This window comes from Candidatus Brocadia sp., from assembly GCA_021646415.1.
GTDB lineage: Bacteria > Planctomycetota > Brocadiia > Brocadiales > Brocadiaceae > Brocadia.
In genome coordinates this window covers 162,774-174,712 of the sequence record SOEU01000001.1, presented here as the reverse complement: position 1 = coordinate 174,712, position 11,939 = coordinate 162,774, and the positions used below count along the sequence as shown (strand labels likewise).

The window sequence follows — 11,939 nt, the reverse complement described above, 5'->3', positions numbered from 1 at the left end:
TTGCCCATACCACCCCAAAAACCGCTTAACTTAACACGCATGCCCTTTATCCCCTCCTTGCGAAGGCAGGGGAGCAAGGGGTGGTCCGTTTTGTTTACGGCTTTGCTGCGCCAGGAATTTTTAGATGTCCGCTTACTGTTTTTGTAATATATTTTTAACTACTCGCCATACTTTATCTGCAATTGACTGTTCAGATAATAACTTGCCATTCTCTATGCAATCAATAGTTATCCAGTCCTTCTTTCCCTTGGCAATTTCCAGGAAGGTTTGTTGTGCATATCGTAAATGGTTAATATCCTCTTCGTGGATATCCTTTTTTTCCCCTGCCAGATAAGCGCGTTGTTCCTTTTTTTCAATGAGATGATAGGCGATTTCTGCCGGTACGTATAGTAAAATATTGAGATTCGATCGAGGGACAGCAAATACCTGATGTTCCAATGTATCCAACCACTGAAAAAATTTTTCTTTCTCTGCAGAGCTATTAATTTTACCACCCTGGTGGGCCATATTATCACACACATAACGATTTGATATAATAATCTTGCCCTCTCTGAGCCAGATGTTTATCTGTTCCTTGCACTCCCAGCGATCCCCTGCGTAAAGAAGCGATGCTAAGTATGGGCTCACGGAGTCTGCATTGCCAAACTCACCTTTAAGATATTTTGTGACCATATCAGCAAAGAAAGTTTTGCCATATTGAGGGAAGTCCGTAGTAACGGTTGGGTATCCTTCTTTCTGTAATCGTTCGCACAGGAGCTTTGACTGCACCGTCTTACCGCTGCCATCGATTCCCGTAATAACAATGAGCTTTCCCTGCATTCAATTTACTCCGGTTGGTTTAAAACAATTTGTGTTGAGGAATTTCAAACAAAAGCTCCTCCCCCTTAATCCCCCTCACTGAGGGGGACAACCATCTGTCCCCTGCTGGCGGGGGTGAAGGGGGTGGCTCACGGTCGTAAAAATTTGTATTTAAAAGTCGCCGAAGGCCTAATTTATAGACTAACCACAAAATTATTCAGTCTTTCACATCGTGTTCTGATTCAGGAAGATGGTCTGTTTCGTCAAGTCTTTCTGCATGAAAATATCGCTCATCTCTTTAAAAAGCTCGATAACTGTTTTCCCTCTTCTTGCCAAAGCCGTTTTCAGATTATTCAGCGCCATCTCAACATACTCTTTTTCTGCAATAATTTGCTTTGGCAATTTATCCATATATCTTTACGCCTGTTTCTTCCACGAGCTCAACAAGTAATGATTTCTTAGACAGATCAACAAGATCGACAGGTTTCGATAAATTTTTGAATAACTCCGCATAGAAATTAAAAAACAACTCTGGTTTTATTCCCTTTACTCCGATGTCTATATCATTAGATCCCCTGTCTTTTCGTGTAGAAGAACCAAACAAAATAACATAAGCAACATTATATTTTTTTGCACACCGTATGATTATTTCCTTATCTTTCTGTTATCATGATTATTTATTCCCGTCTATTATATTTCGCATGCCCTCAATTTTTCTCTTAATTCCTTTTCCCGGTCACTTAAAACCATGTTGGTAAACTCGTTGATCTCTTCCAGCCATTTTAATTTATCCTCAGTGGATAATTTCATATATTCAATGATTTTCTCGTCTTCAAAAATATAAACAAATCCCTTATCCATTCCCTTCTCCCATATATTTTTTCAGTTTTTTCAGCATTTCAATATCGCACAAATCCTGAGGTCTTCCGCTCAGTTCTTTTATCTTTAGTAACACTTTAGTTTTTTGAAAAACTATCAAGGCAAAGCCTTGTGCTGATTTCGCCCCGGAGGGGCAAATTGCTCATAGGCAGGCAATTTATTGCCTGTGTTAAGAGAAAGATAAAAATAAGCCCTGTAGGGGCGAATGAAGATTATGGATACAAAATCGTCTCAATCGTCCCTACGGGACTGTATTTCTCTTTGATAAAAATACAGGCAATAAATTGCCTGCCTATTGCCTCACGTCCCTATAGGGACTTAAAAAGCACAACTCATCTTTCAAAAAACTAAACTGTTTCCAAATTCCAAATAATTTCCAAAATCCAAAAAGAAAGCATGCACTATGCATAATAATATCCTCCTGTCTTTGCCTGATTTAAGACGGCGCCGAGGATTTTTGTCTTGTTTTCCTGCATGCCGGCAGTAACCCTCTTGATGGCATCGATAGGGACGTGCCCTGATTTGATCACAAAGATTGCTCCATCTGCAAATTCCAGTAACGGCATCGCGGTGTTCATGGCCTCCATCATCGGCGGGGCGTCCACGAGCACCACATCGCATTGCTGTTTCAGGAGATACAGGAATTTTGAGAGAAGCCCAAAGTATATGGGGCTTTCGGGGTTTACATGGCCAGCGCCAACAGGCAAGAGTGATATGTTAGATCCATTCACCTGCTGAACGTGAGAAAACACCTCACGCTTCAACAGTCGACTCCCCGATGTATGCCCCAAACGCCTGGCGACCGGTGTGTAATCCTCTTCAAAGTAAATCTTTTTGTCTTCGTATATTTCTAAACTCCCTGGTTCAAAGGTAAAGGTGCCGTGTTTCCAACTGAAGAGCTTCTGGAGGTGTTCCTCCATCTGCAGCTTTAATGGCCCTTTGAGCTGCTCCTGATTCACGTACCCTGCATTGATAAGGATGTATCCGAGCGGAAATCCTGTGCGCTGGTTGCGTTCCAGGGCATCCTTTAACTGGTCATCAGTAATAAACCCCCCGCGGAGGAGCATGGCGCCCAGACGGTTATTAAACGGAATGTCCTTACTCTGGATATGAAATAAACGGCCATTTTCAAAGAGGGCAGTCATACTCAGGATATCATTTTTAATGGCGAGTTGCCCACTGAGTCTTTTCAGGGCAATGATGGAAAAGAGGTCATCCACACTGTAATTTTTTAAATTGCCCTGCATGATATTCTGTGACAGCACCCCTTCCATGGCATTGAGCAATCCACGTTTCGCGCCGTTCTCTGTTCCAAACACCTGATGGAGTGAAGGATGGTACAGGTCGGCATCCACCATGACCACGCGTAATCCCCCTTTCGCCAGGTTTATTGCCAGCTTCGCCAGGACGGTGGTCTTCCCTTCTCCCTTGGTTGTGCTTTCCACCACATACACGTGTCCGTGCATGCCTGATTGCATCAGGGGTAATCTGGCGACAAAGCTGCCTGAGATATCATATGATGCATATCCTTCTTTTACTGGTTTTTGCCCGCCGTGGTGGGCATCGTTCCATGGAAGGACAGGCGTTTTGCCCCCGTTTAAAGACTTGTCGTAGGGTATCGCACCCAGTACCGGCAGTCTCAGATGTTTGGTAACATCCTCCGGCGTTCGTACGGTTTTATCCATATATTCCAGGAAAAAGGCGAGTCCCACACCAAAGGTCAGTCCCACCACAACAGACAGGAGGGCATTTAAAAGGATGCGCGGTTTGGCCGTGGAAGTGGGCACTTCTGCCTCATCCACAATGCGGATATTGCTCCTTTCCATGTTACCGGTCAGGTTGACTTCTTTTGCCTGCGTAAGCAGGACATCATAAATTGCCTTATCGCTTTCGGCCTCCAGGCGCACCATATCATAGTTAATGGCCTTTTCGGTTTGAGGTTTCACGTTGTCTTGGGGTACATGCCGATTTTGCTGGTTGATCTTTTCAATCGCGGCGATCCGGTTCAGTTCCGCCCTGATTGCCTTCCGTATCGATTGTATCTCATTAATGATCCCCTGTTCCAGCTTTCCAATGCTGTTATCTATCTCAATGATTTTATGGTGCTTGGGACCATACCTGGTGACCAGGATCGATTTTTCTGCCTTCAGCTTGCCCAATTGGCCCTGCAGATTCCGGATGACGACGTTTTGCTCCACTTCCGGTATGGAAAAGATGCTTTCGTCATCGATGGTGAATGACCGGAGCTGTTTGTATTTATATTCGTATGCCGCCTTCTGTGAAGTCCCCACCTTCATTTTTTGTGCAAAAAGTTGTTCCTTGAACCACTCCAGCGCCTGCCGGGACGCCAGTTGCTGGATATGATTGTTCCGTTCGATAAACGCACGGGCATGGGTATTGGCAATAAGCGCAGCCCTTTCCGGCGACGGATGCTGAAAACTGATATCAACCAGGTGGGTCTCGCGTAAAGGGGATATCTCCAGATTTTTCAGGTACCACTTGATGATGCGCGGGTCATTCCGTATCTCCGATTGGTCAGATGAATTGCCAGGCAATGCGTCTTGCTCCTTTGCGCTTCTGTTATCCTCTAATTTACAGTCCTTCCAGAGCTCTAATTCATCGATGACACCCTTTGCGAGGCTCCTGCTCACCAGTAATTTGTATTGTGTCTGGTAGTAGCTCTTGTTTTGAACATCAGAATTCATATTCACCTTTGAGACGTCTGCCATTTCATTCAGAAGTGAATCATTATTTTCTATCATGAGCTGCGTGGTTGCCTTATAGATGGGCGTGGCACAGAATGATCCAACGATAACGGTGGTGACTACGGTCAGAAAGAAAATGATAACTACCCATTTCCGTTTTCTGATGACATTGAGGTAGTCGATTAAATGCACGTCCTGTTGTAATGGTATATGGTCAGACATAAAGCATATTCCTTAAAATGAATTTACGTACGACAAACTTTTAGCCACAGAGGGCACAGAACACACGGAGAAATCTTCATGTGCGTAACATTATGTCTTTGACGGCATTTTCTAGCGCAACCGGGTATACGTGTCAAGTTAAGAACCTATAATTATCACCAACTCCTTGCTCTTGGAAAGGCGCCCCACATGTCCCCCGCTGGCGGGGGTTAGGGGGTGGACCGGACTTCATCTCCATACCCCTTTATTATGAATACAAGCTATCAGCTTGAACCCTATGGCAATGGTTCAGCAATCATTGCATAGGAACTTTTTCAACAAACTTTTGGATATTCAGGTTATAAGATTACCGGAATTTCCACTCATGCCATTCCACCCCCTTAATCCCCCGCCAGCGGGGGACAATGGCTTGCAACATCTCCAGCAGTTTTCGTGCCTTTGTGAGTCGCAAGTAGGCAAAAAAACATGGTTTTGTCCACGCATCTCAAATCGCTTAACTTAACACCTATGCCCTAAATCCTCTCCCGGGCAATGTCATTGAATTAAAATTATGCATCGATTTTTTCGATACACGACCAATGTCGGTTAAAAACAACCCCCTTGTCCCCTTTATTAAGGGGGATTACCAACTGTCCCTCTCAGTGAGGGGAACCTCCCCCTTTATCCCCCTCTAGAGGGGGACAGGGGGAGGCGCTTTTGTTTGAAACTCCTTACCATTGAATTAGGACTTCGGCGCTTCACATGGTAGCCTCATGGCTTTAGAACTTGTAATAAACTCTTTTGAAACAGTTTAGTTTTTTTGAAAGATGCGTTGTGCTTTTTAAGTCCCTATAGGGACGTGAGGTAATAGGCAGGCAATTTATTGCCTGTATTTTTATCAAAGAGAAATACAGTCCCGTAGGGACGATTGAGGCGATTGTGTATCCATAATCTTCATTCGCCCCTACAGGGCTTATTTTTATCTTTCTCTTAACACAGGCAATAAATTGCCTGCCTATGAGCAATTTGCCCCTCCGGGGCGAAATCAGCACAAGGCTTTGCCTTGATAGTTTTTCAAAAAACTAAAGTGTTACACTCTTTTAAATTATATATGCCCAGGAACGCACCCTAAAGGGATGCGACTACCTGATCGAATTTCAACATTTAATCAGGTCTTCAGCTACTTTTCCAATGTAGAGCGAAGAGACTCTTCGCTCTACAGAAGACACCAGGATTTTTTCTTTGCTTCTTCGTGCCTTTGTGGCTCCTTTAACTGTTGAGGTTTTCAGGCGCGCTTTGGCCCCGCTCCGGCTGCGGCATTATTCCAGGCTGTGCCGGGAAATTTACCTTTTGCCTCCGTATTTCAAGACTTTTTATGTAATTTTTTATGGTATCACGGATAATTTTTTCGTGGTTTTCCAATAGGGGCAGTACCTTCAGGAGTTCATCAAACTGCGTTTTGTGGAAACGGCTATCCACTTCATCGGTTTGTGATACCACCACGTTTGCAATGCCTTCAGACCCGCAGGGCGGTCTTTTTTGCCTCCTTCTTTCGAGGCTCTTTACATAAATTTTCAGGGCGTCCCGGATGATTTCATAATCTTCCGTTACCGGCAATACCTTGAGCAATTTGTCAAAACCCATGAGCATTTTTTCGATATCCTCTTTTGAGTATCGTTCGCTGTTTTTTGCGATAAATATTTTTTTATGCCTGCTTGCAGTCGTGCCTTCTTCTGCCGTGAGAATTTCTTCAAAGAGCTTTTCTCCTGGCCTCAAGCCGGTAAATGTTATGTCGATTTCTTTATATGGTTCGAGCCCATGAATACGTATCAACTCCTCAGCCAGGGTTACAATGCGTATCGGTTGCCCCATGTCCAGCACAAGGATATCCCCGCCATTGCCGATGATGGATGCCTGAAGTACGAGGGATACCGCCTCCGGGATGGTCATGAAAAATCTTTGCACATCCTTATGGGTCACGGTGAGCGGCCCGCCTTTCTTTAATTGTTCCAGAAATATGGGTAACACACTTCCCCGGCTGCCCAGGACGTTGCCAAACCTCACAGAGATAAAGCCGGTATTCGAACAGCCGTTCAGCGCCGTACAGATATATTCAGCCATGCGCTTTGTAGCGCCCATAATACTGGTTGGGCACACAGCCTTATCCGTGGAGATCAAAATAAATTTCCCGACGTGGTGGCCTGCCGCTGCCTTTGCGACCCGATAGGTGCCAAACATATTTACCTGGACCGCCTCCCGGGCATTTATCTCCATCATGGGCACATGCTTATTGGCTGCGGCGTGAAATACCACCTGGGGTTTAAATTTCCTGAACGTCTCATTGACGACATATTCATCCCGTATATCCCCTGTGATAAAGACAACGTTCCCCTGTGCCCGCGAATGTGAAGGTTGACCGTGGAAATACTTCGGGAATATCTTTTCCAGCCGTAGTTTTACCTTATGGAGTTCGGTTTCATCGATATCGAAAAGAACGATTTGTCTGGGCTGGAATGAACACACCTGCATAACAAGTTCGGCGCCGATAGAACCTCCAGCCCCGGTAATAAGGATTACCTTGTTCTGTAAAAAGCCTTTTATCTCCTGGTAATCTACTTGTACTTTCTGCCGTCCCAAAAGGTCTTCAATGCATATATCTTCAAGATTCTTCGTGTTGATATCCGGTCTGTGGAAATCATAGATCCCCGGCACAATCTTTATTGTGTTTACCTTGAGCTGTTTTGCCGATTCATAAATTTTCCTGAGGATTTTATGATTGAGTGACGGAATGGCTATAATGATTGCCTCGACTTTATATTGAGAGACAACATCCTTTAATTGGTTTGTCGTGCCGAGTACTTTTACACCGTGGATACATGTCCCCACCTTATTTTTGTTGTTATCCAGCATTCCTATGGGGTAATAATCCCAATACCCTTGCCTTTTCATGTCCCGCACGATCATGTCTCCCGTGTTTCCGGCGCCAATAATGAGTGTTTTCTTGCCGGAATGTATGGTTGCTCTTTTGTGAATAATTTCAAAAAATAGTCTTTTCGAGAACCTCAGTCCGCAGAATAAAACAAAGGAGACAATCCCGTCGATGAGAAAGACGCTTCTTGGGAATCCATTGAGATGCATGTTAAAAGAAAAGAAACCCGGAATACCCGGATGAAACCATGAGGGCATGGGAATCAAAATAAGCATCAGTACCACGGATACCGACGCCGTCTGAGCAATGGCAATGTTTACAAGATCGCTGAGGCCCACATACTTCCAGGTGATTTTATAAATTTTGAAGCACAGAAATGCAGCCAGCTTTATCAGAAGAAAAGCCGGCAATGCTTCCAGCAAGAGGACTTTGTATTCAAAAGGGATGATAAACTCGAAACGCATGGAGAAAGAGACATAGAGTGAAAACACAATAATTGCAGAGTCAAAGATCAGGAAAAAAAGAAAACGTTTGAGATGCGTAGGATGCATCAGGTTGTGATAAAAACCCCGGGGAAAAAATCGTGAATCATCCTGTTGCTCATGATCGTTCATGGTTTTCTTGCACTCAAGCGCCTTCATCGTAATTCCTGAAAAACAAAAAGCCTTACCGCAAAGATAATTATGTTAAACATCTTTCGGCAGTAAGGCTATCTTCCACTAAACCGCTTAAACCGTTCAAACTGTTTAAACCGCTTAGTAAGATCCTTTCCTTTGCGTCCCACGGTCACCCGTGGTTTGCCTTTGTCGTGCTATATCTATTTTTTTAGTAATAGTTTAGTTTTTTGAAAAATTCCTGTAATAACGTAGCGTAGCAAAGCTGCAAACAAATTGACTTCCCCTTGCTCCCCTCCTTGCGAAGGAGGGGAGCAAGGGGTGGTAAAAAACTTCCCAAAAAAAGAAGTTTTTCCACAGTAAACAATCATGAGCCGCAGGCTCACAAAAGGACATCAAAATATATCACCCTCCCTTAATCCCTCCCGTCAAGGGAGGGAAAGTTCCCTCGTCCCTTGTAAGAAAGGTGCTGGGTGAGGGGTATTTTCGCGCCAATACTATAACTATGTACCTGTAGAGGCAATTCATGAATTGCCTCTATATACTGTCACAAAGCATTTTTTTAGAAACCCGGCAAGATTATTTATGGGCATCCACAAAGGTTCGGATAATTTCTCTGTGTCTCTGACTTATCTCTTCAAAGCGTATCCCTGCATAGAGTGATTCCCCGATCGTAAACTCCCTGGTACATCTTCCCAGGGTAGTTATCGACGTCGAATCACCATTGAGGTTGAACTTCAAATCGGAGATCTCTTGCCCAACTATCCCATGATAATTGACAATTTCTTCCCTATTTACATTCGTAGCAACCATGTGACCTGCCAGTACACCGCCCTCACTCAGGTTCAGGATATTTGCCCTGATTGAGGCGTTTACATGATCTTTACGAAGTTTAAACTCAGCAGGCAAAGAGGTGTTGACCCGAAGATGCAGCCGTTTTTTAAGAACATCATCCCCGGGAATACCCTTTTTTTCTAAAATATCCTTTTCAAATAGGGAAGCAGCTTTAGTCCGATCTCTCTCGTTATACATTATCCGGAACAAAGACTCCTTTTTTGCCATCCAGATAATGGATTTTACTTCAGGCTTCACATTAATAAGTCGAATCTCTAAACCGCGAGAAATAAAATTTTCAATCAAAGCCATCCCTAACCCGTCAATCTGGTTTACGTGTTCAAGGTCGATGATCTGATAACATCTGCCTTCATCCAAACATCTGTATAAATGTTTTTGAATCTCCAATGTCCCATTGCCGATTAATCCCCCAATGACCTCGGTAACTTCTATCTTTGGATTGCCTGCCGGAAAGATGTGGTTCGTATTCGACATAAAACAGGTCTTCCTTGACTGAATAAACTTTTCTTAAAAACTTTCGATATTCCAAAAACAAAAAAGCCTTACTGCAAAGATAGTATCATTGGAAAAACACCTTCGGCAGTAAGGCTGTCTTTTTATCGGAGGCATGGGTGTATTGCAATACGCCCCTACGAAGACCCTGTTACTTTGCGCCCCACGGTCACCCGTGGTTTGCCTTTGTCGGGTGATATATTCAACCGGGTATGACCGGTTATTTACGAAAAACAACAAAATTGCACTATGCTTACCTCTCCTTTTTATTTATCCTGCTTCGGTAAGTAATAATAACCAACAACACACAATCCCCTCCTAAACAAAAATGAAACCAAAAGTGCGTTTTATATAAAAATAAATCATACGTGTCCTATTAAAAGATGGTTATAAATATCAGCAAGAAAATCACGAGAGAATTTGGGAAAGAGGCCATGATGTAAAACTCCATAAATCTTTATTGTGCTATACATAGTATAACAAGTAAAACTATATACAATATATTGCACGCAATGCCAATCTTGAACCTTCTTTTAGATATCCTTGAGAAGGTAAAAATACGAAATATGATGTTACGTATCTAACACTCAAGTATCATAAAATCGATAAAAACAAATCAGTAAGTTGTAATAAATTAATTAGATATGGCAACTGTTGGAATGCTAACAGGGTAACGTACTTTTTCTTACGTTTTTCTGAAGATGTGGGTTGGACTGGATATTGAATTCCGCGATCTTGTTATTCAGGCTTGCACGACTGATGCCAAGTTCTTTTGAAGCAAGCGTCTTATTCCATTTCGCCCGTGCTAAGGCCTCACAGACCATATTTTTCTCAAGCACCCCGAGGGCATCGGCGAGTCTGGCTGGCATCGTACGGTCATGAGCATGTAAGGAAGGATGCACGTCTGCCAGGATTTCCCTGGGAATGTGTTGGACTCCGATCATATTGCTGGTGCCGGCCAAAAGGACTAAACGCTCAATCAGGTTTTTCAGTTCGCGGATATTGCCCGGCCAGTGATAGGCCTGCAAGAGTTCTCTCGCCTCCTGATGTATCTCCTTCCTGCCTCCATTGCAGGAGATGATGCAATAGTCCAGAAAGTGATTGATCAGGAGTGGGATATCGTCTTTTCTCTCTCTCAGCGGCGGCAGGGTGATATGGATCGTGTTAATCCTGTAGAAAAGGTCTTTTCTGAAGAGACCCTGTTTCATAAGTTCTTTTAAGGGTTTATTTGTTGCGGCAATAATTCTGACATTTGCCTTTTTTTGTTCTGTGCCTCCCACCCGGTAAAATGACCCGTCTTCCAATATCCGCAGGAGCTTTGCCTGGATGTCTATATTCATATCTCCAATCTCATCCAGGAATAATGTCCCCTTATCTGCAATTTCAAAGAGGCCTTTTTTCTCTGAGAGGGCACCGGTAAAGGAGCCTTTTTCGTGTCCGAATAATTCTGAATTGAGCAGGGTATCACTGAATGCAGAACAATTCTGAATAACAAATATTTTATCCCTGCGCTGACCGTTATAATGTATGGCTGCTGCTATGAGCTCTTTTCCGGTGCCGCTTTCCCCTTCGATTAAGACAGGACTTTCACTCCGCTCAATGAGTTCCAAGGTATCAAACACCCTTTTTATTGCCGGACTGGTACCAATGATTCCCTTATACTTTTCTTTGTAGATACCTTCCAAAAGAAAGGATTGTTTTTTTGTAAAGGTCTGCGCCTCCTGTAAGAGTTCATAAAAGGCAACGACATCTTCGGCAACAATTTTCATAAAATCAGCCAAATATGCCTTCTTGTGCAGGTCTATCGTTTTCAGTCTCTTGTAACATGAGTCCAGTTCCATACGGTCAAAACCGAGTTCTCCGAGCGTTTCTTTATACTTCTTTTGCAGGGGGTCATCCTTTTCAAATATGCAGATGCCGGAAGCAATCATAGCTCCCATATATTTTTGTTTCACCAGGATGGGAACGGCAAATCCCTGGAAACCGGCAAAGCATTGGCAATAAAACGGCTCTTGTTTTTTTCTGAATTTTTTCAGATTTTTCCGGTATGTCTGGGAGCAACGTTTCGCCCCGTTTGGTACTGAATGGATTAAGCTGCAGACGGGGTTCCGGAAAGACATATTGGCGTTTTGGTGGTTGCCAGATTCATCATAAAACTGGATGTCGATACCCCACCACTCGTAACAGGTTTTCCTGAATATCCTGACGACGTGTGATTCTACAATCCTCGTCCAATCGATCATTTTTTATTCATTTCACAGGCGTGGAACCAGAAAAAAACAAAGGCCATGTTGCAAAAATATGCATAATTTTCTCATTTTCTATCAAACAAGCAAAAACAAGGCCAATAGTTGGGCAAATGGGGAAATCCCTGGAAGTTGTTCTGTAATACTTTAATTTTAGAATGTTACGAATGTGCGAGGGATGGTATAAATGGCAACTGATTTCATCAGATGAATAAAAAAG

9 protein-coding genes and 2 riboswitches are annotated in these 11,939 nt (G+C 43.4%); of the genes, 1 reads left to right on the top strand and 8 read right to left on the bottom strand.

The window, feature by feature from the left end; all coding sequences use genetic code 11:
• Window positions 1–132: 132 nt before the first annotated feature.
• The 3 genes from tmk to E3K36_00675 all read right to left on the bottom strand — a co-directional run bounded on the left by tmk (window position 133) and on the right by E3K36_00675 (window position 1,447).
• Window positions 133–819 carry a dTMP kinase gene (tmk, locus tag E3K36_00685; GenBank protein ID MCF6153777.1) on the bottom strand — a complete coding sequence of 229 codons (687 nt, stop codon included), beginning with the start codon at window positions 817–819 and terminating at the stop codon, window positions 133–135.
• A 204-nt stretch (window positions 820–1,023) separates the two neighbouring features.
• Complete coding sequence (locus tag E3K36_00680) at window positions 1,024–1,209, bottom strand: hypothetical protein (GenBank protein ID MCF6153776.1); 186 nt, start codon at window positions 1,207–1,209, stop codon at window positions 1,024–1,026.
• Complete coding sequence (locus tag E3K36_00675; GenBank protein ID MCF6153775.1) at window positions 1,202–1,447, bottom strand: nucleotidyltransferase domain-containing protein; 246 nt, start codon at window positions 1,445–1,447, stop codon at window positions 1,202–1,204. The genes E3K36_00680 and E3K36_00675 overlap by 8 nt, the downstream gene beginning before the upstream one ends.
• Window positions 1,448–1,815: 368 nt before the next feature.
• On the opposite strand from E3K36_00675, the gene E3K36_00670 reads away from it, so the two are divergent.
• Entirely contained in the window at window positions 1,816–2,028 is a 213-nt protein-coding gene (locus E3K36_00670) for a hypothetical protein (GenBank protein ID MCF6153774.1), read from the top strand.
• A 50-nt stretch (window positions 2,029–2,078) separates the two neighbouring features.
• Here the strand turns inward: E3K36_00670 and E3K36_00665 are convergent, their stop codons facing one another.
• The 5 genes from E3K36_00665 to E3K36_00645 form a co-directional block, all read right to left on the bottom strand.
• The gene (locus E3K36_00665) at window positions 2,079–4,604 is read right to left on the bottom strand and encodes a DUF4388 domain-containing protein (protein MCF6153773.1); all 2,526 of its coding nucleotides are present in this window, start codon (window positions 4,602–4,604) and stop codon (window positions 2,079–2,081) included.
• Between the two features lie 758 nt (window positions 4,605–5,362).
• Window positions 5,363–5,608 carry a hypothetical protein gene (locus E3K36_00660; protein MCF6153772.1) on the bottom strand — a complete coding sequence of 82 codons (246 nt, stop codon included), beginning with the start codon at window positions 5,606–5,608 and terminating at the stop codon, window positions 5,363–5,365.
• Window positions 5,609–5,852: 244 nt separating this feature from the next.
• The gene (locus E3K36_00655; protein MCF6153771.1) at window positions 5,853–8,126 is read right to left on the bottom strand and encodes a polysaccharide biosynthesis protein; all 2,274 of its coding nucleotides are present in this window, start codon (window positions 8,124–8,126) and stop codon (window positions 5,853–5,855) included.
• Between the two features lie 82 nt (window positions 8,127–8,208).
• Window positions 8,209–8,324, bottom strand: a riboswitch (cyclic di-GMP riboswitch).
• Window positions 8,325–8,705: 381 nt separating this feature from the next.
• Entirely contained in the window at window positions 8,706–9,455 is a 750-nt protein-coding gene (locus E3K36_00650) for a hypothetical protein (protein MCF6153770.1), read from the bottom strand.
• Window positions 9,456–9,556: 101 nt separating this feature from the next.
• A riboswitch (cyclic di-GMP riboswitch) is annotated at window positions 9,557–9,668 on the bottom strand.
• A 467-nt stretch (window positions 9,669–10,135) separates the two neighbouring features.
• On the bottom strand, window positions 10,136–11,716 hold the full coding sequence (locus tag E3K36_00645) for an AAA family ATPase (GenBank protein ID MCF6153769.1): 1,581 nt from the start codon (window positions 11,714–11,716) through the stop codon (window positions 10,136–10,138).
• Window positions 11,717–11,939 lie beyond the last annotated feature (223 nt).

Bases quoted from the DNA above. Each gene is read 5' to 3' on its own strand.
- E3K36_00680 (MCF6153776.1), bottom strand. From the start codon at position 1,209: ATGGATAAATTGCCAAAGCAAATTATTGCAGAAAAAGAGTATGTTGAG.
- E3K36_00650 (MCF6153770.1), bottom strand. From the start codon at position 9,455: ATGTCGAATACGAACCACATCTTTCCGGCAGGCAATCCAAAGATAGAA.
- E3K36_00645 (MCF6153769.1), bottom strand. From the start codon at position 11,716: ATGATCGATTGGACGAGGATTGTAGAATCACACGTCGTCAGGATATTC.
- tmk (MCF6153777.1), bottom strand. From the start codon at position 819: ATGCAGGGAAAGCTCATTGTTATTACGGGAATCGATGGCAGCGGTAAG.
- E3K36_00665 (MCF6153773.1), bottom strand. From the start codon at position 4,604: ATGTCTGACCATATACCATTACAACAGGACGTGCATTTAATCGACTAC.
- E3K36_00655 (MCF6153771.1), bottom strand. From the start codon at position 8,126: ATGAACGATCATGAGCAACAGGATGATTCACGATTTTTTCCCCGGGGT.